Source organism: Polaribacter cellanae (genome assembly GCF_017569185.1).
Lineage (GTDB): Bacteria > Bacteroidota > Bacteroidia > Flavobacteriales > Flavobacteriaceae > Polaribacter > Polaribacter cellanae.
On the sequence record NZ_CP071869.1, the window covers coordinates 336,997 to 363,424 of the forward strand.

A 26,428-nucleotide genomic window follows, 5' to 3' on the forward strand; every position below is an offset into this window, starting at 1 on the left:
TTATTGATTATTTGAGTACTATTTTTTTTGTAATTTTTCCTTTTTCATCTTTCAAACTAGCTAAGTAAAAGCCTGTTTTTATGTTAGCTGGTAACAGAATAGTATTTTGTTTTTTCACCTTAAATTGTTTTGTAAAAATTTCCTTTCCTAAAATATTATATAAGGTAATTTTGGCTATTTTTCCAGAAGCTCTTAGAATGGTTAATGTTCTGTTAGAGATAAACATGCTTGTATTTACAAGCTCTTCTTCTTGTTTTAACCCCAAAGTTTTTTTAGAAGTATGTAAGTAAAAACGGCCTACACCACTTTGAGTGGTTTGTAGCTGTATTTTATAAGAATCATCTGTTTTGTTCAAAGGGGTATATGTATTGTATTTTTTGTCTTCTAAATAAATGGTAATTCCTTTGGGAGTATTTTTAGCATTCACATAAAACGTAAGTTTTGCATTGGCTTTGGCATCAACTCCTAATGGAATAACCATTTTTTGAATATGAGTAGGAGGTAAGCCTTGTAGGGCATATTTTTTGCCATCGCTATTTACTAAATGTGTGTACACTTTAAAAAAGTCTGTAGTTCCTGTAAACAAACCAGCATCATACCCAGGATCTAAGCCTTTGGTAGTACCTTTTTTATAAATAATTTCTGTACTTTTAGTAATTTCGGTATCATTTAATTGTTGATTAACCTTTACTTCAACATCAAAAGAAGCATGCTGCTGTCCACTACTTTTTTTGAAAGTATTGCTTTTTTGATGCGTCAATATAGATTTAGGAATGTTAATTGTACCACCACCATTTTTAGATTCAATAAAAAACCCTTGACCAGGAGCAATATACTCTATGGCAGTTTTTAAATGATTGTAAGGTTTATATTCAGTACCATTCCATAAGAAAATAGCAATATTTGTTGGGTTTAACTCGCTTGCATTGATTGTTAAAAAATTATCAACAGCTAAAGCATTGCTAATTGGAATAAAAGCTGGGTATGGGTTTGCAATCAAATTCCATTTACTATTAGCTCCTTGTGTTACGGGTATAGAGGCATTGGTATTTTTATAAGTTCCTGTAAAAGCAAAGTTTCCAGATTTTTGTCTTAACATTCCATAACCTTTGCCATTTATAAAATCTCCGGCTGTAGTGATGTTTGCCACCAATTCATATTCCCAAGGAGAAGGAGGGATTGAATTATTGTTATTATAATGAGCAATAGCATATTTCGTTTTGTCTAAACTTTTACGTAATTCGTTGTTAATATCTGTTGCAAAATTATTCATAGATTGCCCAATAACAGGTGCGCCTACCAGATGCCATTTATTTACAGCAGTAGGGTCTTCATCTACATATCTGTTGTAGGTTATGTTTCCAGTTACAAGTCCGTTTACTAATAAAGAAGCACTGCTTTTATCATTAGAATTTATAATTACAGCTCCTGAGTTGTTGCTTAAATTTCGTTCCACAGAAAGGCTTTTTCCAGCGTTTATAGAAAGTGTTGCGCCATTTTCTACAACAATATCTTTTGCTTTCGCATTTACATTGATAATCGGAAGCTTAGAGACATTTTTTATAACTCCTGTTGAATTTAAAGTAGGAATTCCATTCGACCAGTTTGTAGCGTCGTTCCAATTGGAATTTGTTGCGCCTGTCCAATTGCTTAAAAGGGCATCATACTCATACGCTCCCAAATCTATGGTGGTATTAAAAACACGAGAATTTCCTGCTAAATCTTTGGTTTGTGTGTTAACGGTATTGTCTCCTAAGTTTAATAAAGGAGAGTTGGCTTGTAAGTTGTAATTATTCGTTTTCGCATTTACAAATAAAGGGTCGGTTAGGGTTGTACCATTTATATTATTTGTTCCTGTTGGATTTTCACCTTTTAAATAGCTATAATTAACAGTAAAACTCCCTGAATCGATTAATTCGGTATTCGGATTGTCTGTTATGGTATGATTCCCTGCAATAATAGAATTGGTTAAGGTTACTGTTCCTCTATAATTTCCAATAATTCCTTTTCCTTTGGTGGTTGGGGTATTATTAACCATACTACAATTAATGAATGACACCTTACCATAATCTACAAAAACAGGGTTTGACTTTTCTGCAGTATTGTTAAAAAACAAGCAATTTGTATAACTGGTTCCTGTTCCAGAACGATGGTATATGGCAGTTCCTAAAAGGGCATTGTTGTTTCTAAAAACACAATTTTTAATGGTCGTATTATTTGAATTATAATTGTAAATTCCAGCCCCTAATTGGTCATCAAAAATACCAACATCGGCATTGGCATTGGCATTTTCAAAAATAAGGCCATCAATAGTTATTTTATTTTTGTCTTCAATTTTTAATAAAGTGTAGCTGTTGTCTGCATTTCCTGCAGCACCAATTTCTCCTGAGATTATGGTTGGGTTTTCTGCCCAATTACGTTGGTTTAAAGCCGTTTCTGTTCCGTTAAATCCTCCATATATCTTTGTATTTGCAGGAGGCGTAAAAGCATCGGTTCTGTTATTTCCTGGTTTGTAAATGCCTTTGGCGACCCAAATTTCATCACCACAAAACCCTGCATTTTTTACCCCATCTTGTAAACTATTATAAGCATTTACCCAAGAAGTTCCATCATTTTTACCTGTTGCATTTGTGTTTACATAAATGGTTTTAGCAGTAGCACTTACAGTAAAACTCTTCTTTGTAGAAAAAGCAGAACCTGCAAAATTAGGGTCGATGGCTTGTACTTTAAAATTGAATGTTTTGCCACAAGAAGAGGCAGGTAGTTTGAAATTGTAACTTGTATTTTGTTGTGCATTTCCTAGAGCAGGGAGTTTGCGCCAACCATTATTTTCGTTAGCCATTGGGCTTTTTACAAATTTAGGAGTGCCCACAGGAGTTTCTTTTATATATACATTGTAGCTTAAGCCTGTGCTTTTTGTTTCGTTATCTGTACTGGCAGTCCAAGACAAGGTGGCTGTATCGTTTTTATTGATAACAGCTGTTAGGTTGTTTGGTGCTGTGGGTTTTGTGTTAGAGGTGCTACTGTTATTTTTATAGATTTTAGTAACCCTTCCACTTTTTGTAAAACCAGTAAGTAAAATATCTAAATCGCCATCGTTGTCGATGTCTCCAAAAGCTACAGAACTATTATTAACTTCTGTGAGACTTTGTTTTTCGGTAAAGTTTCCATTGCCATTGTTGGTATAGATTTTAGAAACCTTTCCACTTGAGGATTTTCCAGTGATTACAATATCTAAGTCGCCATCGTTATCGGTATCTCCAAAGGCAACAGAAGCTCGATAAACACCAATTAAACTTTGTTTTTCGGTAAAGTTTCCATTACCATCGTTGATATAGATTTTCGTACCACTTCTACCCAGTGTAAGTACAAAATCTAAATCGCCATCGTTGTCGATGTCTCCAAAGGCAACAGAACTTCCAACAATTCCTGCAAGACTTTGTTTTTCGATAAAGGTTCCATTGCCATCGTTGGTATAGATTTTAGAAATTACTCCACTTGATAATGTTCCAGAGAGCAAAATATCTACATCGCCATCGTTGTCTATATCACCAAAGGCTACAGAACTTTTATATACACCTATTAAACTTTGTTTTTCGGTAAAGTTTCCCTTGCCATCGTTGGTATAGGTTTTCGTAATTTCCCCACTTGAGGATCTTCCAGTGAGTAAAATATCTACATCGCCATCGTTGTCGATATCTCCAAAAGCTACGGAACTATAACTAACTCCTATTAAACTTTGTTTTTCGGTAAAGTTTCCATTGCCATCGTTGGTATAGGTTTTCGAAATTCTTTTACTTCCTGTAAACCCAGTGAGCAAAATATCTAAATCACCATCGTTGTCGATGTCACCAAAAGCAACAGAACTATAACTAACTCCTATTAAATTTTGTTTTTCGGTAAAGTTTCCATTGCCATCGTTGGTATAGGTTTTCGTAATTATTATATTTCCATTGGAATATCCAGAAAGTAAAACATCTAAATCGCCATCATTGTCAATATCTCCAAAAGCTACGGATCCAGCATTAACATTAGGTAGCCCTGTAGTTGTAACTTCTGTAAAAAGAGGTGTTTTATACTCATACGCTCCTAAATCTATGGTGGTATTAAAAACACGAGAATTTCCTGCTAAATCTTTGGTGCTCTTATTTGCGGTATTGTTTCCAACATCTACTAATGGTGAATTTTCTTTTAAACTAAAATCGTTGTTAGCTACATTTACAAATAAAGGGTCGGTTATGGTTGTACCATCTATATTTGCTGTTCCAGTTGGATTTTCACCTTGTAAATAACTGTTGTTTATAGTTAAACCACTTCCATTGGCATTTTTTACAGTTCCTGTATTACCGCTAAAAACACTGTTTGTAATGTTAACTACATTTGCTGAATTAGCACTATGTAAACCACCACCAGTGTTCGTTGCTGTATTGTTTACCAATGTACAATTCACTAAATCTAATTGTGCACCTGTTTCTACAGATATCGCACCTCCATAGGTGGCTGTATTATTATAAAACAAACTATTGTTTACTTTTACAGATGCTGTACTTTCATAGACAACAATGCCTGCTCCAACGCCATTGGCTCCTGTGGGTTTCGCGGTTAAATTTCTAAAAATACAATGGTCTATGTTAATGTTGCTTGCTTTATTAATATAAATTCCTGCTCCTGTTCTGCCTGATAAACTATTTTTATTGTCTGCAAAAGCATTTTCAAAAATAAGGCCATCAATAGTTATTTTATTTTTGTCTTCAATTTTTAATAAAGTGTAGCTGTTGTCTGCATTTCCTGCAGCACCAATTTCTCCTGAAAGAATCATTGGGTTTGCTTTCCAGTTACGTTGGTTTAAAGCCGTTTCTGTTCCGTTAAACCCTCCATATATTTTTATATTTGCAGGAGGTGTAAAAGCATCGGTTCTTTTATTTCCTGGAGTATAAGTGCCTTTTGCTACCCAAATTTCATCACCACAAAACCCTGCATTTTTTATCCCATCTTGTAAGCTAGTATAAGCATTTACCCAAGAAGTTCCATTATTTTTACCTGTTGCATTTGCATTTACATAAATGATTTTAGGACTTACAGAAAAACTCTTTTCCGAAGAAAAAGCAGAACCTACAAAATTAGGGTCGATGGCTTGTACTTTAAAATTGAATGTTTTACCACAAGAAGAGGCAGGTAGTTTGAAATTGTAACTTGTATTTTGTTGTGCATTTCCTAAAGCAGGGAGTTTACGCCAACCATTATTTTCGTTAGCCATTGGGCTTTTTACAAATTTAGGAGTGCCTACAGGGTTTTCTTTAATATATACATTGTAGCTTAAGCCTGTGCTTTTTGTTTCGTTATCTGTACTAGCAGTCCAAGACAAGGTGGCTGTATCGTTTTTATTGATAACGGCTGTTAGGTTGTTTGGTGCTGTGGGTTTTGTGTTAGAGGTGCTGTTACTATTTTTATAGATTTTAGTAAATCTATTTCTTTCTGTAAATCTCTTAATTTTTGTATTTCCAGTAATTAAAATATCTAAATCGCCATCGTTGTCGATGTCACCAAAAGCTACAGAGCCTCGATCACCAACTATTAAATTTTGTTTTTCGGTAAAGTTTCCACTGCCATCATTGGTATAGGTTTTCGAAATTTTTTCACTTGAGGATTGTCCAGAGAGTAAAATATCTAAATCGCCATCGTTATCCATATCTCCAAAGGCAACAGAACTTTGAAAAACTCCTGTTAAGCTTTGTTTTTCGGTAAAGTTTCCATTGCCATCGTTGGTATAGGTTTTCGAAATTACTTTACTTCCTGTATCTGTATATCCAGTGATTAAAATATCTAAATCGCCATCATTTTCAATGTCACCAAAGGCAACAGAACTATGATAAACTCCTGTTAAACTTTGTTTTTCGGTAAAGTTTCCATTACCATCGTTGATATAGGTTTTCGAAATTATTCCACTTCCTGTTCCTGTATGTCCAGTGAGTAAAATATCTAAATCGCCATCGTTATCCATATCTCCAAAAGTTACGGAACCATAACTAACTCCTATTAAACTTTGTTTTTCGGTAAAGTTTCCATTGCCATCGTTGGTATAGGTTTTCGTAATTTTTCTACTTGAGGGGTGTCCAGAAGAAAGTAAAATATCTAAATCACCATCGTTGTCAATATCTCCAAAGGCTACAGAACCTTGATGAATAGCTATTAAACTTTGTTTTTCGGTAAAGTTTCCATTGCCATCGTTGGTATAGGTTTTCGTAATTTCCCCACTTGAGGATCTTCCAGTGAGTAAAATATCTACATCGCCATCGTTGTCGATATCTCCAAAGGCAACAGAACTTTGATCAATTCCTATTAAGCTTTGTTTTTCGGTATAGTTTCCATTGCCATCGTTGGTATAGGTTTTAGAAATTTTAGTGTTTCCTGTAGAGTTTCCAGTAATTAGAACATCTAAATCGCCATCGTTGTCGATGTCACCAAAAGCTACAGAACTAAAATCTACATTCGGTAGTCCTGTACCTGTTACTTCTGTAAAAATAGAAGGTGCTTTGTACTCATAAACCCCTTTTCCTACTGCAGGTGAACTTTTTGTTAGTTGATAGCCATTAATGTTTTTTATACTGTTGTAAATAGGGTCTGTGTTTTCTAAATTGTTTCCATTATCTTTAATCTTAGGGGGTATTTTACCATTGTTTCCTGTTGTGGTGTTGTAAAATAATGAATGAGAAACTGTTGCTGTACCAGGACCTCCATCGTTGTTAATGTTTCCGTTAGTTCCAGTATTTTGTGTAAAAATAGTATTTACAGCTATAAGGTTTCCGTAAAAGAAATGTACGCCTCCACCTTTATTTGCAGTATTATCTGCAATGGTGGCATTGGTAAGAGTAATTGTACCACCTTCAACAGAAATTGCCCCTCCATTTGCAGAAGCGGTGTTTTGGTAAAATAAATCATTGGTAACGCTTAAATTCCCTGAAAAGCTAACAATTGCCCCTCCAACACCATTGGTTGCATTGCCTTGTGCAGTATTATGCTGAAATATACAATTAGTAATGTGGTTATTACCAGCGTTATAAACTCCACCTCCAGTTCTTCCAACAAAGGCAGGTGTGCTTTCTGCACCATCTGCAAACGAATAGCTTATAATAAAACCACTTAGTGTTGCTTTGTTTTTTATCATACGAACAATGGTGTGGCTATCTCCTGCATCTGCAGTATTGTTACCATTTAAATCGCCACTTAAAAAAGTTTTGTTATGTCTCCAATCGCTTTTATTTGCGAATTTTTCTGTACCATTAAACCCTCCTAAGAGTTTAACGCCTTCTGGTATTACAAAAGAAATAGTTTGGTCTGTACCCGATGTTGGTTTGTAAGTCCCTTTAGCGACCCAAATTTCGTCGCCACTTTTTGCAGTTGTAATGGCATTTTGCAAATTGGTGTAAGCATTTGCCCAAGAGGTACCATCTTTATTTCCACCAGAGGTATTAACATTTACATAAATGGTCTTTTGAGCGGTAAGTCCTAAAGAAAAGGACAATGCTATAAAAAGTATTAAATTTTTCATGCAAGGTAAATTTTATGTTCTTTTTGTAAAGCTAAATTACTTGAGATATCTCTTAAAAACCATACGTAGGCATACGTAGTGTTAAAAATAAAACAACGTAAGTTTGGTGTATATGATTGATTATTAAAGCTATAGAGGTCGGTAGTTAAATACGTATCCTGATTTAATTTCAAGCGACTGATAATTATACTATTATATTACATTCTATTGTTCGTTCGAGCGCAGTCGAGAACTATTCGTCTTTGTAAATTAGGCTTCGACCTTGGTTTATCCTGAGCTTGTCGAAGGGCTCAGCCAGACACTTAGCCTTCATTTAATATTTTAAATAAGTAACTATCTATGGACCTCTATAAAATTATTTATTAATTGAACTTTTTTTAAGTATTACATTTTTCTTCACATAAGGAAGCCAGATAAACTTGCAATAACAATTTTTACATTTATAAGATTTTGAACCTACCCATAATTTGTGTGTTAATTTTCTTCGAATTCTTATTGTATTGGTACATCCGCAAGTAGGACAAACTATCTCAGTTATTAATTTAATTTTAAAAGCTTTGGCTTTCATAAAAAAGTCTATTCAAGAAATAACTTTTTAGCTTTTATCTATTTAGTGTCAGTTTTCCATTTAAAACCCATCTCCTAAACCTTCTGGAGGTACGCTTGAAGCTTGTGCTTTCTGCGGATTTAAAATCATATAAGTTCCTAAAGCTGTTAAAGCAGCATACTTACCATATTTTCCTATTTTTTTAATAGCCTCTTTTCGATTAATTTTTGTTGTTGTTTTATTCATTTTATACTATTTTTAATACAGAATAATTAACACCAATTCAATTTTGAAAACAAGTATTTACCCCCTCTTTATTTTTCTTTTTTAACTGAATTGGTGTCGTTTTACAATTACTTTCTCACAATTACTTTTTTCGTTTTAATTCCTTTGGCAGTTTTTAGTTTTACAATATATACTGCTGTTTTTAACTGCTCAGGTAAATTAATGGTATAATTAGTTGCTCCTTTAACACTTGTGCTAAATACTTGTTTTCCTAAAACATCAAATAATTTTATGGTTGCTGCTTCGGAAGAAATAGTTGAAATTTCTAAACTCTTTTTATCTTTTAGCCAAATTTTAGAAGCTTTAAGTGTTTTGTTGTTCCTATCTACAGATAAAACATTTTTTGTAGTATGCATAAAAAAACGACCAACACCTTTTTGTGCTTTGCTAAAAGTTATGGTGTAATTATTATGATCATTTAGTTTTGTGAAAGTATTTTTTTGTACATCTTCTAAATAGATATTCAATCCTTCTGGAATGTTTTTTGTTTCCAAACTAAAAACAACCGTTTTATTTGCTTTAGCATTAACTCCAATAGGAACAACCATCGAATTATAACCTTTATTTGGCAAGCATTGTAAACTAAAAGGAGTTCCATTACCATTCTCTAACAGATGAGAATAAATTGAAAAATCAATATTTTCTCCTGTAAAAAGTCCTGCATCATAGCCAATATCTAAGCCTTTTGTTGCATTTTTTAAATAGATTATTTCAGTTGATTTATTTTGGGTATCAGATGTCATTTTTAAAAGCACTTCAAAACGAGTGTTCTTATTTTTTTTAGAATGTGTGTTGTAGGTTTTATAGAATAAATTACTTCCATTTTGATGACTTAACATTTCTTTGGTAATAGTAAAATCAACACCATCCGTTTTTGCGGCTACAAAAAATCCTTGTCCAGGTGCAATATATTTTGCCTCTTTAGAAGTATTATTAAATGGTTTGTAGCTAGCTGTAGATGCCTCCCAAACATAAATTGCAGTATTGGTTGGTTGCAAACTAGTAGCGTTATAAGTCAGTAAATTGTTTACTGCATTTGCATTGTTATTTGCGTTTATAAAACTTGGATATGGATTTCCTAACGCGTTCCAACTATTTCCAGAGGTTGCGCTACCATCTTTAAGTTTAATTGTTTTATTGTTATTTTCAATATTTCCTACAAATTGATACGTTCCTCCTAAAGCAGGCAAAGGTTCTAAGCGTTTTAAAGCATATCCTGTCCCATTTTTAAAATCGCCAGCACTACCAATATTTCTAGTTAAAATATATGTCCACCTATTAGAATCTTTGGTATTATCATAAACACCAACCGCATATTTAGTATCACTATCATTCTTTATTATTTTATTAATTGCAGCATCGGTAACTACAAAATCATAAATATTTTGATTCATAACAGGAACACCAATCAAATGCCAATCATTGGTTACATAGCGATTGTAATTTAATATTCCTGTTGCATTTTCTTTTACAAGTAATGAGCCACTTTTGGTTGCATTCGAGTTTATTACAATTTTTCCTGAATTGCTTAAATTTCGTTCCACAGAAAGGCTTTTTCCAGCGTTTATAGAAAGTGTTGCGCCATTTTCTACAACAATATCTTTTGCTTTCGCATTTACATTGATAATCGGAAGCTTAGAGACATTTTTTATAACTCCTGTTGAATTTAAAGTAGGAATTCCATTCGACCAGTTTGTAGCGTCGTTCCAATTGGAATTTGTTGCGCCTGTCCAATTGCTTAAAAGGGCATCATACTCATACGCTCCCAAATCTATGGTGGTATTAAAAACACGAGAATTTCCTGCTAAATCTTTGGTGCTCTTATTTGAGGTATTGTTTCCAACATCTACTAATGGTGAATTGGCTTTTAAACTAAAATCGTTGTTAGCTACATTTACAAATAAAGGGTCGGTTAGGGTTGTACCATTTATATTATTTGTACCAGTTGGATTTTCTCCTTGTAAATAACTGTTGTTTATTGTGATTCCAACTCCATTGGCATTTTTTACAGTTCCTTTATTGCCGCTAAAAATACTGTTTGTAATGTTAACTACATTTGCTGAATTACCACTATGCAAACCACCACCAGTGTTCGTTGCTGTATTGTTTACCAATGTACAATTCACTAAATCTAATTGTGCACCTCTTTCTACAGATATCGCACCTCCATAGGTGGCTGTATTATTATAAAACAAACTATTGTTTACTTTTACAGATGCTGTACTTTCATAGACAACAATGCCTGCTCCAACGCCATTGGCTCCTGTGGGTTTAGCGGTTAAATTTCTAAAAATACCATGGTCTATGGTAATGTTGCTTGCTTTATTAATATAAATTCCTGCTCCTGTTCTGCCTGATAAACTATTTTTATTGTCTGCAAAAGCATTTTCAAAAATAAGGCCATCAATAGTTATTTTATTTTTGTCTTCAATTTTTAATAAAGTGTAGCTATTGTCTGCATTTCCTGCAGCACCAATTTCTCCTGAAAGAATCGTTGGGTTTGCTTTCCAGTTACGTTGGTTTAAAGTCGTTTCTGTTCCGTTAAAACCTCCATATATCTTTACATTTGCAGGAGGCGTAAAAGCATCGGTTCTGTTATTTCCTGGTTTGTAAATCCCTTTGGCGATCCAAATTTCATCACCACAAAACCCTGCATTTTTTACCCCATCTTGTAAGCTATTATAGGCATTTACCCAAGAAGTTCCATCATTTTTACCTGTTGCACTGGCATTTACATAAATGGTTTTTGGAGTAGTACTAACAGAAAAACTCTTTTCCGAAGAAAAAGCAGAACCTGTAAAATTAGGGTCGATGGCTTGTACTTTAAAAGTAAAATGGGGTGTTGTACCACAATAAGCGTTAGGTAGCTTAAAAGTATAACGGGTATTTTGTTGTGCATTTCCTAGAGCAGGGAGTTTGCGCCAACCATTATTTTCGTTAGCCATTGGACTTTTTACAAATTTAGGAGTGCCCACAGGAGTTTCTTTTATATATACATTGTAGCTTAAGCCTGTGCTTTTTGTTTCGTTATCTGTACTGGCAGTCCAAGACAAGGTGGCTGTATCGTTTTTATTGATAACGGCTGTTAGGTTGGTTGGTGCTGTGGGTTTTGTGTTAGGGGTGCTGCTATTATTTTTATAGATTTTAGTAGTAGGAGTATGGCTAAATCCAGTGATTACAATATCTAAATCGCCATCGTTGTCGATGTCTCCAAAGGCAACAGAACTATCACCAACTCCTGTGAGACTTTGTGTTTCGGTAAAGTTTCCATTGCCATCGTTGGTGTAGGTTTTAGAAACCTTTCCACTTGAGGATTGTCCAGAGAGTAAAATATCTAAATCGCCATCGTTATCCATATCTCCAAAGGCAACAGAAGCTCGATAAACGCCTGTTAAATTTTGTTTTTCGGTAAAGTTTCCATTGCCATCGTTGGTATAGGTTTTTGTAATCCTTGTACCTCTATATTCAGTGAGTACAAAATCTAAATCGCCATCGTTGTCGATGTCTCCAAAGGCAACAGAACTTCTAGCAATTCCTGCAAGACTTTGTTTTTCGGTAAAATTTCCATCGCCATCGTTGGTATAGGTTTTAGAAATTGCTCCACTTCCTGTGTATCCAGAGAGTAAAATATCTACATCGCCATCGTTATCCATATCTCCCAAGGCAACAGAGCTATAATAAACTCCTATTAAACTTTGTTTTTCGGTAAAGTTTCCATTGCCATCGTTGGTATAGGTTTTAGAAATTGCTCCACTTCCTGAAAATCCAGAGAGTAAAATATCTACATCGCCATCGTTGTCGATATCTCCAAAAGCAACAGAACTTTCAGTAATTCCTGTAAGACTTTGTTTTTCGGTATAGTTTCCATTGCCATCGTTGGTGTAGGTTTTCGAAATTCTTTTACTGCCTGTATATCCAGTGAGTAAAATATCTAAATCGCCATCATTGTCGATATCTCCAAAGGCAACAGAACTTCCAGCAATTCCTGCAAGACTTTGTTTTTCGGTATAGTTTCCATTGCCATCGTTGGTATAGGTTTTCGAAATTCTTGTACCTCCTCCTGTTTTTCCAGTAATTAAAACATCTAAATCGCCATCATTGTCAACATCTCCAAAAGCTACGGATCCACTATAAACGTTAGGTAGCCCTGTACTTGTAACTTCTGTAAAAAGGGGTGCTTTATACTCATATGCTCCCAAATCTATGTTGGTCTTAAAAACACGAGAATTACCTGCTAAATCTTTGGTTTGTGTGTTAGCGGTATTGTTTCCAACATCTACTAATGGTGAAGTTGCTTTTAAACTAAAATCGTTGTTAGCTACATTTACAAATAAAGGGTCGGTTAGGGTTGTACCATTTATATTATTTGTACCAGTTGGATTTTCACCTTTTAAATAGCTATAATTAACAGTAAAACTTCCTGAATCGATTAATTCGGTATTCGGGTTATTTGTTATTACATGATTCCCTGCAATAATAGAATTGGTTAAGGTTATTGTTCCTTTATAACTTCCAATAATTCCTTTTCCTTTGGTGGTTGGGGTATTATTAACCATACTACAATTAATGAATGACACCTTACCATAATCTACAAAAACAGGGTTTGACTTTTCTGCAGTATTGTTAAAAAACAAGCAATTGGTATAACTGGTTCCTGTTCCAGAACGATGGTATATGGCAGTTCCTAAAAGGGCATTGTTGTTTCTAAAAATACAATTATTAATGGTCGTATTATTTGAATTATAATTGTAAATTCCAGCCCCTAATTGGTCATCAAAAATACCAACATCGGCATTGGCATTGGCGTTTTCAAAAATAAGCCCATCAATAGTTATATTATTTTTGTCTTTAATTCTTAACAAAGTGTAGCTATTATCTGTGTTTCCTGCAGCACCAATTTCTCCTGAAAGAATCGTTGGGTTTGCTTTCCAGTTACGTTGGTTTAAAGTCGTTTCTATTCCGTTAAATCCTCCATATATCTTTACATTTGCAGTAGGGTTAAAAGCATCGGTTCTTTTATTTCCTGGGGTATAAGTCCCTTTTGCTACCCAAATTTCATTAATACACATTTTTTTATTAGCCAGAGCATCTTGTAAATGGGTGTAAGCATTTGCCCAAGAAGTCCCATCATTTTTACCTGTTGCACTGGCATTTACATAAATAATTTTAGGACTTACAGTAAAACTCTTTTCCGAAGAAAAAGCAGAACCTGCAAAATTAGGGTCGATGGCTTGTACTTTAAAATTGAATGTTTTACCACAAGAAGAGGCAGGTAGTTTGAAATTGTAACTTGTATTTTGTTGTGCATTTCCTAAAGCAGGGAGTTTACGCCAACCATTATTTTCGTTAGCCATTGGGCTTTTTAAAAATTTAGAAGTGCCTACAGGGTTTTCTTTAATATATACATTGTAGCTTAAGCCTGTGCTTTTTGTTTCGTTATCTGTACTAGCAGTCCAAGACAAGGTGGCTGTATCGTTTTTATTGATAACGGCTGTTAGGTTGGTTGGTGCTGTGGGTTTTGTGTTAGGGGTGCTGCTGTTATTTTTATAGATTTTAGTAGTAATTTTAGAAGTAGGAGTATGGGTAAATCCAGTAATTAAAATATCTAAATCGCCATCGTTATCGATGTCACCAAAAGCTACAGAGCCTTGATCAACCCCTATTAAACTTTGTTTTTCGGTAAAGTTACCATTACCATCATTGGAATAGGTTTTCGAAATTTTTCCACTTGAGGATCTTCCAGTGAGTAAAATATCTAAATCGCCATCGTTATCCATATCTCCAAAAGCTACGGAACTATAAAAACAGCCTATTAAACTTTGTTTTTCGGTAAAGTTCCCATTGCCATCGTTGGTATAAGTTTTAGAAGTTCTTCCACTAGATAATGATCCAGAGAGCAAAATATCTAAATCGCCATCGTTATCGATATCTCCAAAAGCTAGAGAAGAACTAATAATTCCTGAAAGACTTTGTTTTTCGGTAAAGATTCCGTTACCATTATTGGTATAAATTTTAGAAATTTTGGCAAGTCCTGTTTCCCCAGTAAGTAAAATATCTAAATCACCATCGTTATCAATATCACCAAAGGCAACAGAACCTTGATCTACAGCTGTTAAACTTTGTTTTCCAGTAAATTTTCCACTGCCATCGTTGGTATAGGTTTTAGAAATTATTGACCCTCCTGAGACTCTTCCAGTGAGTAAAATATCTAAATCGCCATCGTTGTCGATATCTCCAAAAGCTACGGAACTATTGCCAATTCCTATTAAATTTTGTGTCTCGGTAAAATTTCCACTACCATCGTTGGTGTAAATTTTAGAAATTGTTGTAACATCTGCATATCCAGTAAGTAAAATATCTAAATCGCCATCGTTATCAATGTCTCCAAAAGCTACAGAACTATCACTAACTCCTATTAAACTTTGTTTTTCTGTATAGTTTCCATTGCCATCGTTGGTATAGGTTTTAGAAATTTCTACGCTTCCTGTATATCCAGTAATTAGAACATCTAAATCGCCATCATTGTCAATATCTCCAAAAGCTACGGATCCAGCATTAACATTAGGTAGCCCTGTACCTGTACCTGTAACTTGAGTAAAAAGGGGTGTTTTATATTCATAAACCCCTTTTCCTACTGCAGGTGAACTTTTTGTTAGTTGATAGCCATTAATGTTTTTTATACTGTTGTAAATAGGGTTTGTGTTTTCTAAATTGTTTCCATTATCTTTAATCTTAGGGGGTATTTTACCATTGTTTCCTGTTGTGGTGTTGTAAAATAATGAATGAGAAACTGTTGCTGTACCAGGACCTCCATCGTTGTTAATGTTTCCGTTAGTTCCAGTATTTTGTGTAAAAATGGAGTTTATGGCTATAAGGTTTCCGTAAAAGAAATGTACGCCTCCACCTTTATTTGCAGTATTATCTGCAATGGTGGCATTGGTAAGAGTAATTGTACCACCTTCAACAGAAATTGCCCCTCCATTTGCAGAAGCGGTGTTTTGGTAAAATAAAGCATTGGTAACGCTTAAATTCCCTGAAAAATTAACAATTGCCCCTCCAACACCATTGGTTGCATTGCCTTGTGCAGTATTATGCTGAAATATACAATTAGTAATGTGGTTATTACCAGCGTTATAAACTCCACCTCCAGTTCTTCCAACAAAGGCAGGTGTGCTTTCTGCACCATCTGCAAACGAATAGCTTATAATAAAACCACTTAGTGTTGCTTTGTTTTTTATCATACGAACAATGGTGTGGCTATCTCCTGCATCTGCAGTATTGTTACCATTTAAATCGCCACTTAAAAAAGTTTTGTTATGTCTCCAATCGCTTTTATTTGCGAATTTTTCTGTACCATTAAACCCTCCTAAGAGTTTAACGCCTTCTGGTATTACAAAAGAAATAGTTTGGTCTGTACCCGATGTTGGTTTGTAAGTCCCTTTAGCGACCCAAATTTCGTCGCCACTTTTTGCATTTGTAATGGCATTTTGCAAATTGGTGTAAGCATTTGCCCAAGAGGTACCATCTTTATTTCCACCAGAGGTATTAACATTTACATAAATGGTCTTTTGAGCGGTAAGTCCTAAAGAAAAGGACAATGCTATAAAAAGTATTAAATTTTTCATGCAAGGTAAATTTTATGTTCTTTTTGTAAAGCTAAATTACTTGAGATATCTCTTAAAAACCATACGTAGGCTTACGTAGCTTTTAAATTAAAACAACGTGAGTTCGATGTTTTAGTAATTAATATCATTCTGATAACGTAGGAAGAGGAATTTTACAAATTGTAGTTATAAATTATGAGATTTCTCCTATCTTCGAAATGATATAATAAATATAAATACTTGTATATCAATAAATTAAAATACAATTCTGTGTTAATTCTTAAATTGAACTCACGTTTTTAAGATTGGTAGGAAATATAAATTTAAGAGGCTAAAAATGAGTTATTTTACCTACAAAAATAATAACTCGGTAAAAATTAAAAGTTATGATATCGAATTCATGTTAATCGCTTATCGTTTTTTTACGCTTAAAACTATAAAAGAATAAAGGAAAAAAAATACGCACAGGTTTAGGTATTAAATAATTCGGGGTGTTTTTTTAACCAAATAAACAGTGCATTTTGTTTATTAGAATTTAATTGAAGTTTTTTTATAATATTGCTACGATGTTTCTCTACAGTACGTTTGGATATAAAAAGTTCTTCGGCAATTTGTGCGCTGTTTAGGTTTTTATCTATATAACTTAATATTTTTAACTCTGTAGTGGTAAGGTTTTGAGTATTTGGATTTTTATAGTCAAAATGAATGGAGTTTTTAAGTTTCGAGCCTATGTAGTGGTCTCCTTTTTTTATCGTTTCAATACATTTTTCAAGTTCTTCCATTGCGCAATCTTTGGTAATATAGCCACAAATAGCTTTTCCAACTTCATTTATAAGAGATTCTTGTTTATGAAGGGTTAATAATATTACTTTAGTTTGGAGTTTTTTTCGTTTAATAGCTAAAGCAACCTCTAAGCCATTGAGTTTTGGCATATCAAAATCTAAAATAGCAATGTTAGGGCGCAATTTTAGTATTTTGTTATAGGCTTCATTTCCATTGGTTGCTGTACCGATAACATGAAACCACTTTTTTTCTAAAAATTCTTTACTACCATTTAATAATAAAGGATGATCGTCTGCTAAAACAATGGTTGTAGGCATAAATTATTTTTTTGAAACTTTTATTTGAATGGTTGTTCCTTTGCCTTTTATAGAATTGATGTACAGTTGTGCACCAATAATTTGAGCACGTTCTTTTAGTGTTTTCATACCCAAGCTATTGAGTAACATGCTATTTTCGGTTACATCAAAACCAATACCATTATCTTTTATTTGAAAAATAACGGAATCTTTTTTGTTTTCTACAGATACATTACAGGCTTTTGCTTGTGAATGTTTTTCTACATTATTTAAACACTCTTGAATCATTCTGAAAATAAATATTTCTTTATCCTTAGAAATATTAAGAGTGTCTATTTCTAGATCTTCTGAATAGAATATTTGAGAGTTTTTCTGAAAGTTATTTACTGTATTTTTAACGGATTTTATAAGCCCTAGTTTTTCAAATTTAAATGGATGTAATTGTTGTGAAATAGAACGAACTTCATCAATGGCACTATCTACTAAATTAGTATCGGTTTGTTTTTTAGAATCTAAAAATATTTTGTTTTTTATTAATAATAAACTTTGTCCAACACTATCGTGAAGTTCACTTGAGATACGCTTTTTTTCTGCTTCAATATTTCTAATTAAATCTTGTGCAAATATTTTTTGAAGCCGTGCTTTATCTATAGAAAATTTGCGTGTACGCCATAGATAAATGAGACTAAATAAAGCGAGTGCAGCAACACCTCCAAATCCTATAAGTTGCGTTTTTCGTTTGTTTTGTTCGTTTAATAGATGTATTTTATTGTTTTGCTCTTTAATTTCTTGATCGCGTTTGGCTGTTTCGTAAAGGGTTTGGTAATACGCCAAAGATTTGGTTTTTTGAACAGATTGTATAGAGTCTTCAATTTTTTTAGAAGCTTTATAATAGGAAAAAGCCAAATCTGTTTTTTTTAGTTTTTCAAATACTTTAGCTAAAAAAGCTTGCGCATTTTGTATGCTTTTAATTTTATTTGAAGCTTTAACGAGCTTAAGATGTTTTAAACCAAATTGTTGTGCTTTTACATATTTTTTCTCGGAAAAAGCTACTTTTTTTAAAGCTTTATAATAATCAGCTTCGTAAATTCCTTCTGTATTTTGTTTATTTTTTTCTAATTCTTTTACATATTTTTTTGCTTTTTTAATACTGTCATTTTCAGCATAAGCAATAACCAAAGCATTTAACAAAATAGGATTATAATAATTAATGTATTTAGATTTTTTAGATGCCTCCAAAGCTTTGTATAGATTATGAATTCTTTTTTTTTCTAAACCTTCTTTTTTATTATCGTTGGCTTCATTAACAAACATTGAAATAAGTTGCCCATAGCTTTTCATTTTTTCAGCCAAAAAAATAGCTTCACTACGTTCTTGTTTTGCTTCTTCTAAAAATTCATTAGAACTGTATAAAATGGCTAATGTGTTTTTTGAAGCAATAATATTAAATGTGTCTTTAACTTTATAAAATATTTTTAAAGCCTTTTGCAGTGTTTGCGAAGCTTTTACAAAATTTCCTTCATCAGAATAAGCGTAGCCTTTATATAATAAAGCAAAACCCATAATGCGCTCGTCTGCAGCTTTTTTTGCAAATTCTTTAGCTTTGTTATAACGCGATATGGCAGAATCTACTTGTTTTAAAAAATAGTAACTGTCTCCAGAATCGATGTAAAGACTTGCTAAATTTCTATTGGTAATATGATTTTTTAGGGTATTAAAATACTTGTTGAAAATTTCTATACCTGCTTTGGGTTTTCCTAAAAAATTATTGTAGTAGTTTATTAAATTTGTGACATTATAAGCTGCAATGTCCAAAGAGTCTAATTCTATTGCATAATTTATGGTAATTTTTGCAATAGAATCGTAAGCAAAGTTGGTTTTATTTCTAACTTCTGCTGTTAAGCTATCTAATAACTTTAATTTTATTGTTTTATTTTTTTCGGATTGTATCTTTCTTTTTAATTCTTTAACGTTGGCTTTAATATCTGAATTCTGTGCTTGAGATATTGTAACTAAAAAAAATAAAAAAAAGAATAATAAGTATTTCATTTTAGTTTTTTCTCTTCAAATTTATTAAAATAATTTTATATTTTAGTTTTCAAAAATTTTTAGTTTTATTTTTTTAACTTATTTATATCAATCATACTTATTAAAAAAAACCTCAAAGGGTTTTAAAATCTTTAAGGTTTTTTTTAATTAAGTATGATAATTTATCTGTTTTCTTCCACCCATTTTCTAGCATTCACAAAAGCCTCTAACCAAGGCGAAACTTCATCTTTTCTACCAGCAGGATAATTTGCCCAATTCCATTGGAATGTAGAACGCTCTATATGTGGCATTGTCACTAAATGTCTTCCAGTTTTATCTGTCATCATTGCAGTGTTAAAATCAGAGCCATTTGGGTTGTTTGGATAGCCTTCATAACCATATTTTGCAACAATGTTATAGTTTTCTTCAACTTCTGGTAAACTGAATTTTCCTTCACCATGAGAAATCCAAACTCCTAATTCTGTTCCTGCTAAACTCGATAACATTACAGAATTATTTTCTTGAATTTTTACAGAAGTAAAAGAACTTTCGTGTTTTTTAGAATTGTTATGTACTAATTTTCCGTGCACTTTATGGTCTGGATTTATCAAGTCTAGTTCCATCCATAATTGAGCACCATTACAAATACCAATAGACAAAGTATCTTCTCTTTTAAAGAAATTTTGTAAAGCCGTATTTGCTTTTTCATTGTATTTAAAAGCACCAGCCCAACCTTTTGCAGAACCTAAAACATCCGAATTAGAAAAACCACCAACAGCACCAATAAACTGAATGTCTTCTAAGGTTTCACGACCAGAAATTAAATCGGTCATGTGAACGTCTTTTACATCAAAACCAGCTAAGTACATCGCATTTGCCATTTCACGTTCAGAATTTGAACCTTTTTCACGGATAATTGCTGCTTTTGGGCGAGATTTATTGGTTTTGCCCGAAATTACAGGGAGTTTTCCAGTAAATTTCTTTGGGAAAGTATATTGTAAAGGTTGTTTTTTATAATTATCAAATCTGTCTTGAGCTAAATTGTTAGCCGTTTGTTTTTGGTCTAATAAATAAGAAGTTTTATACCAAACATCTCTCATTTCAGCAACCTCAAAAGCAAATGTTTCTTCGTTATTTTTAATGGTTACTTTTCCTGAATTGTTTGCAGTTCCTATATTGAAAACTGCAATTCCTTTTTCTTCTAAAATAGCTTCCACAGAGGCATCTGCTTGAAAAACGATTCCCGCATTTTCAGCAAATAATAACTTTATGGAATCTTCTTCATTTAATTCAGAAAGATTAAAATTGGCTCCTAAATTTACATCAGCAAAACACATTTCTAATAAAGTAGTAATAAATCCGCCAGAAGCAATGTCATGTCCTGCAACAATTTTATCATCCTTTATTAATTTCTGAATGGTGTTAAAAACCGTTTTTAAATATTTTGGATTTGTAACATCTGGTGCTTCATTTCCAATGGCATTTAAAGTTTGATTGAAAGAACTTCCTCCTAATTTATATGCGTCTTGCGAAATGTTTATATAATAGATGTTTCCACCATCCACTTGTAAAACAGGTTCTACAACTTTGGTAATTTCGGTACAATTTCCTGCAGCAGATATAATAACGGTTCCTGGAGAAATAACTTCTCCATCAGGATATTTTTGCTTCATAGAAAGCGAATCTTTTCCAGTGGGAACATTGATTCCTAAATCAATAGAAAACTCTGAAATCGCTTTTACAGCTTTGTACAAACGAGCGTCTTCACCTTCGTTTTTACAAGGCCACATCCAGTTTGCAGATAATGAAACACTTTTTAAATTATCTTTTAAAGGTGCCCAAATAATGTTGGTTAACGCTTCTGTAATTGAATTTCTACTTCCAGCTTCTGGGTGAATTAATCCAGAAATAGGGGAGTGCCCAATTGTGGTTGCAATTCCTTCTTTTCCATTATAATCTAAAGCCATCACTCCCACATTATTTAAGGGAATTTGTAACGGACCCACACATTGTTGTTTGGCAACTTTTCCACCAACACATCTATCGACTTTATTCGTTAACCAATCTTTACAAGCTACAGCCTCCAACTGTAAAACTTGCTTTAAATAGATTTTTAAATTTTTCGTTTTATAACGCGGATTTTTATAATTTCTGACAACATTTTTGTCTGTTAAAACTGTTTTTGGAGAAGAACCAAACATGTCTTCCAACGCTAAATCCATTGGTTTTTCTCCAGTAGTTTTAGACTCGAAAGTAAAACGGTTATTTCCAGTAACATTACCAACAGTGTACATTGGCGAACGTTCACGTGCTGCAATTTTTTGTAAAGTATCTATATGTTTTTCGGCAATTACCAATCCCATTCTTTCTTGAGATTCGTTACCAATAATTTCTTTGGCAGATAATGTTGGGTCTCCAACAGGTAATTTATCTACATCTATTTTTCCACCTGTATCTTCTACTAATTCACTTAAACAATTTAAATGCCCTCCAGCTCCATGATCGTGAATAGAAACAATAAAATTTTCTTCGCTTTCTACCATTCCACGAACTGCGTTTGCAGCACGTTTTTGCATTTCTGGGTTTGATCTTTGAACTGCATTTAACTCAATTCCTGATGCAAACTCGCCAGTATCTGCAGAAGAAACTGCAGCACCACCCATTCCAATTCTGTAGTTTTCTCCACCTAAAATTACAATTTTATCGCCCTTTTTTGGTGTATCTTTTAAAGCTTGGTCTGCTTTTCCATACCCAATTCCGCCAGCTTGCATAATTACTTTATCATAACCTAATTTTCTGGATTTAGCTTCGCTGGATGCTGTGTTTTCTTCGTGTTCAAAAGTTAAAACAGAACCTGTAATTAAAGGTTGCCCGAATTTATTTCCAAAATCGGATGCTCCATTAGATGCTTTTATTAAAATATCCATAGGAGTTTGGTACAACCAATTTCTTTCTTTGAATTTGTGTTCCCAATATCTGTCTTCTTCTAATCTTGAATAAGAAGTCATATAAACTGCGGTTCCTGCTAAAGGTAAAGAACCTTTTCCGCCAGCCAATCGATCTCTAATTTCTCCTCCAGAACCTGTTGCAGCTCCGTTAAAAGGCTCAACCGTGGTTGGGAAATTGTGTGTTTCTGCTTTTAATGAAATTACAGAATCGAAGTCTTTTGTTTGGTAAAAATCTGGTTTTTCTGCCGTTTTTGGGGCAAACTGTTCCACTTTTGGGCCTTTTATAAAAGCAACATTGTCTTTGTATGCAGAAACAATACTATTCGGATTTTCCTTCGAAGTTTCTTTAATCAATTTGAATAATGATGTTGGCATTTCTTCGCCATCAATCACGAAAGTTCCGTTAAATATTTTATGACGGCAGTGTTCTGAGTTTACTTGGCTAAAACCAAATACTTCAGAATCTGTTAATTTTCTTCCTATTTTTGTGGCAACACTTTCTAAATATGCGACTTCTTCATCACTTAAAGACAAGCCTTCTTGGTTGTTGTAAGCTGCAATGTCTTCAATTTTTAAAATAGCTTCTGGTTGTATGTCGATGGTAAACGAATCTTGATTCAAACCCTTAAATTTTTCTGAAATCATTGGGTCGAAATCCGTAAAATCTTCTGAAACTGCTGTAAACTCTTCAATTCTAAGGATGTCTGAAATTCCCATATTTTGGGTAATTTCTACAGCATTTGTACTCCAAGGTGTAATCATAGCGGCTCTTGGGCCCACGAAAAAAGTATCTAAAGAAGTTTCTTCTATTTTTGGTTGATTGCCAAAAAGCCAAATTAATTTATCTATTGTTTTTTTAGCTAATTTTTTTGTGGTTTCAACAGCGAATACTTTACTGTGTATGTTTCCGAAGAAATGAATCATTATTTTAGTTTTGATGAAAAATTGTAAGTCACAAATTTAATTCTTTGTATTTAATTTTAGGCATAAAAAAACTCGCAATATTTGCGAGTTTTTTAAGAAGGTTATTAACAAAATTATTGAATGATAATTTTTTTCGATAAACTTTTTGTGTCACTAGATATTTTTAAAATATAAAAACCTTTTTTTAGGTCTTTAATTCTTATTTTTTGATTTGCTATTGTTGGATTTGTAGTTTTATAAATCGTAGCACCAATTACATTATATAAAACAATAGCATTTATTTTTAAATCGTTAGGAATTGTAATTGTTATTCTATTTATGGTACTTGGATTTGGGTATATAGAAATATCTTCTAATAAAGATTCTTGTTTTATGGAAAGTACAGAACTCCAAATTTCGCTTACATATTCTGGATGATCTATAAAAGGATTTCTGTTTCCTTGAAATTTATAAGCTTCGTTATTTCTAACAATTTCTCTATTGCTTACAGGATCTTGTGTATGCCATTTGTATAATAATTGAATGTACCAATTTTCGTAAACTTGATTGTTGGTTCCGTTTAAAGGGTTGTTTACAGAGGCATTGGGTGCATCCCAAGAATTGGAAGTAACTTCATCTTCGTAACGCGTTGCAAAATAAAGTAACATTCTTGCAATGTCTCCTTTGAATTCGTTTATAGGCTCAAAAACAGTACCTGAGTGATTACCAAAAGTATTTTGTCCAATTTTAGAACCGTTATTAGAGGTAAAAGTAGCAGAAGTTACTTCACCAAAAGGATAATTACTTCTTCGTCCATTTATGTAACCATCTGCAGGAACTACATGATGGATGTCTGTTCTCATAGGCGTTCTTTTGTTAAAAAAACCTTGTGGGAAAATGTGTTCTCTATTATAACAATCGTTTTCCGAGTTATAATTTCCGCAATTTCTTTGCTTGTGATTGTAGTTATATGCATCTGCACCAGATGGATTTTCTGAATACATGTCTAAAACGGTATTGTCTTTTTCGTAAAAAGAATCGTTGTCTGTTTTTACATAAGCATCATATAGCGCTCCATATCCATTATCTATATGACCATTAGAAATAATACTTTTTAACTGTGTTTTTAGTGTGTAGCCACTTCCTGTTGCATTGCTATAATATCCACTAGGAATTTGTGCAAAACCAAGAGAAATAGTTAAAAAGGTAATTAAAAAAAGTAATTTTTGTTTCATTATTTTTTGATGAATTTTGTAGCATACAATTTATTATCTACTTCAAATTTAAGAATATATATTCCTTTTGATAAAAAACTGAGGTTAATTTTATTTGAAATCGTTTTAATGGTAGTTATTTTTTTACCCAAAACGTTATAAATAGATAAACTTTCTATCTTATAATTTCCTGTCTTTTCTATATTTATAATATTTTCGACAGGATTTGGGTAAAAATGTAAATTTTCTAAATAGAAATTTTCTGTGCTTAAAACGTTATAATATTTCCCAAAATCGTCTGCTGTGTCTTTCGGAAAGATGTCCCACTCATTATTAAGATCAAAAGCAGTATTTGGTTGTGTAACACCACTTTTTCTTCTTAAAGTTTTATCTTTTCCAAAATTATTAGAAGTACCACCATTATAAGTACCTATAATATCTATTAATACATTATTTTTAAATAAACCAACAGGATCGTTACCATTAAAGTTAATTGGTTCACCAAAATTTGTATCTCCATCATGTACTCTAATAGAATCTGCAATAGAAATTAAATAGTCGCCTGCATCTCTAGCAAATTGAGATTTACTTGCAGTATGTTCTCCAGAAGCTTCATTAACAATTACAAAAACATCTTTAGATTTTATTATTTTACCTGATAAAGAAATTTCCCCAGCCCATTCTGCACCATTTAAACCTCCATTGCTTTGTCTTTTTATGCTATATGCGCCTAAATCTATATCTACATTTGTTAAGTTTACAATTTCCAATGCTTTGTTATTTGAAGAACCTTCTAAATATTCTGAGAAAAATAATTCGTTTGCAGTTGTTGTAACTCCATCTGTTGTAGTTGCATTTATTGGGGTTGACAATGCAGATTTATTACCAACAGCATCTTTTGCCAATACTTGTACTTTATACGTTGTAGATATTGCTAAGTTGGTAACTGTAGAAGTTGTTGCTGTAGTAGTCTCTAGAAAAGCATCATTAATAAAAACATCGTAACCAGTTACAGCTGTATTGTCTGTACTTGCATTCCAAGTAATTTTAAAAGTATTCCCAGTTTCGTTGCCAATTACAATATTTGTTGGTATTGTTGGAGCTTCATTATCTACAAGAGTTCTCGTATTTACAGGAGTTGTTTTTGTGGATTTATTCTCTGCAATGTCTTTTGCCAAAATAGCAATTGTGTAAGAAGTATCAGAATTTAAACCTGTAATTGTCGTGTTTGTATTTGTTGTGTTTTTTCGTAAATTTCCGTCAACAAAAACATCGTAACTTGTTACAGCTGTATTGTCTGTTGCAGCATTCCAAGAAACGTCTACAGAAAAAGTAGTAACATTGTTTACCACTACATTTGTTGGCATTGTTGGTGGTTGTGTATCGTTATTGGTGTAAATACCCCAAGTATCTTCTGCTTTTGCACCACCCCAAATTCTAGTTGCTAAAATTGGGTTGTCTATAAAAGGATTTCTGTTTCCTTGTGCGTTTTGATTGGATGTATTTTCGTGATATATATTTCGTTGCCTTTCGAAATCTGATACAGGATCTTCTACATTCCACTGTAAAAATAAATCGATCATATCGTCTGGAGTAGCCAAGTTGTCTCCAAAACCAACATTCGTTGGTAAACATCGATTTCCATATCTTACATATAAATACATAACCATTCTTGCGACATCTCCTTTCCATTCGTCTCCAGGATACCAGCCCGTGTTTGCTTGTGCTGCAGAATTTCCATTACCAGCAGTAAATTTTCTGTTATTTCTAGATGAATTTCTTTGTGCATCTGCAGGTCTTAAATGATGTGCATCTGATCCTGGACCTGAGGTTCCTAAATTAGGAACTCCTAAAGATCGGGAAAAAACATGTTCTCTGTTCCATTCTCCTGGAGCGCCACCATTTTTGTCTATTTCGCGAACTCTATCATTTGTAACATCCGAATCTGTTCCATTTTCATAACCATAAATTAGCAATACTTGTGTATTGTTTTCTGGATTTACGTCAGTAATTTTACTAGCATCCCAAATTTGGTCGTAAAATAAAAACTGCGTGTGGGTACTTATAATTTTAGTGGCTAATTCTTCTTTTAAAGAAATGCCAGTTAATTTTAAATTTACATCCGAATAATAACTTTCTTGAGAGAAAATTGAAGATGCAAATAATAGAAATGCAAAAAGAGGAATGATTTTACGAATCATAGTTTTGTATTATATTTTTTTAACATTTTCTTTTCAGCAATAAAACTTTATAAGTAGCAATTTTTATAAA

The 26,428-nt window shown here is 33.0% G+C and carries 8 protein-coding genes; all 8 read right to left on the reverse strand.

Annotated elements, in window-relative coordinates:
• Window positions 1-7: 7 nt before the first annotated feature.
• Window positions 8-7,549, reverse strand: coding sequence for an FG-GAP-like repeat-containing protein (locus J3359_RS01600; RefSeq protein WP_208079011.1), 7,542 nt, complete (start codon window positions 7,547-7,549; stop codon window positions 8-10).
• Between the two features lie 628 nt (window positions 7,550-8,177).
• Window positions 8,178-8,342 (reverse strand): hypothetical protein, encoded by a 165-nt coding sequence (locus J3359_RS01605; RefSeq protein ID WP_208079012.1) that lies wholly within the window; start codon window positions 8,340-8,342, stop codon window positions 8,178-8,180.
• A 107-nt stretch (window positions 8,343-8,449) separates the two neighbouring features.
• Complete coding sequence (locus tag J3359_RS01610; protein ID WP_208079013.1) at window positions 8,450-16,006, reverse strand: FG-GAP-like repeat-containing protein; 7,557 nt, start codon at window positions 16,004-16,006, stop codon at window positions 8,450-8,452.
• A 449-nt stretch (window positions 16,007-16,455) separates the two neighbouring features.
• A complete protein-coding gene (locus tag J3359_RS01615) occupies window positions 16,456-17,085 on the reverse strand; it encodes a response regulator transcription factor (RefSeq protein WP_208079014.1) in 630 nt (209 codons plus the stop codon).
• 3 nt (window positions 17,086-17,088) lie between these two features.
• A complete protein-coding gene (locus J3359_RS01620; RefSeq protein ID WP_208079015.1) occupies window positions 17,089-19,113 on the reverse strand; it encodes a tetratricopeptide repeat-containing sensor histidine kinase in 2,025 nt (674 codons plus the stop codon).
• A 161-nt stretch (window positions 19,114-19,274) separates the two neighbouring features.
• A complete protein-coding gene (gene purL, locus J3359_RS01625) occupies window positions 19,275-22,964 on the reverse strand; it encodes a phosphoribosylformylglycinamidine synthase (protein ID WP_208079016.1) in 3,690 nt (1,229 codons plus the stop codon).
• Between the two features lie 113 nt (window positions 22,965-23,077).
• On the reverse strand, window positions 23,078-24,178 hold the full coding sequence (locus tag J3359_RS01630; protein WP_208079017.1) for an endonuclease: 1,101 nt from the start codon (window positions 24,176-24,178) through the stop codon (window positions 23,078-23,080).
• Entirely contained in the window at window positions 24,178-26,358 is a 2,181-nt protein-coding gene (locus J3359_RS01635) for an endonuclease (RefSeq protein ID WP_208079018.1), read from the reverse strand. The genes J3359_RS01630 and J3359_RS01635 overlap by 1 nt, the downstream gene beginning before the upstream one ends.
• Between the last annotated feature and the right edge of the window lie 70 nt (window positions 26,359-26,428).

Excerpts from the sequence above, each read along its gene's own strand:
- J3359_RS01600 (WP_208079011.1), bottom strand. The coding sequence starts at position 7,549 with ATGAAAAATTTAATACTTTTTATAGCATTGTCCTTTTCTTTAGGACTT.
- J3359_RS01605 (WP_208079012.1), bottom strand. The coding sequence starts at position 8,342 with ATGAATAAAACAACAACAAAAATTAATCGAAAAGAGGCTATTAAAAAA.
- J3359_RS01610 (WP_208079013.1), bottom strand. The coding sequence starts at position 16,006 with ATGAAAAATTTAATACTTTTTATAGCATTGTCCTTTTCTTTAGGACTT.
- J3359_RS01615 (WP_208079014.1), bottom strand. The coding sequence starts at position 17,085 with ATGCCTACAACCATTGTTTTAGCAGACGATCATCCTTTATTATTAAAT.
- J3359_RS01620 (WP_208079015.1), bottom strand. The coding sequence starts at position 19,113 with ATGAAATACTTATTATTCTTTTTTTTATTTTTTTTAGTTACAATATCT.
- purL (WP_208079016.1), bottom strand. The coding sequence starts at position 22,964 with ATGATTCATTTCTTCGGAAACATACACAGTAAAGTATTCGCTGTTGAA.
- J3359_RS01630 (WP_208079017.1), bottom strand. The coding sequence starts at position 24,178 with ATGAAACAAAAATTACTTTTTTTAATTACCTTTTTAACTATTTCTCTT.
- J3359_RS01635 (WP_208079018.1), bottom strand. The coding sequence starts at position 26,358 with ATGATTCGTAAAATCATTCCTCTTTTTGCATTTCTATTATTTGCATCT.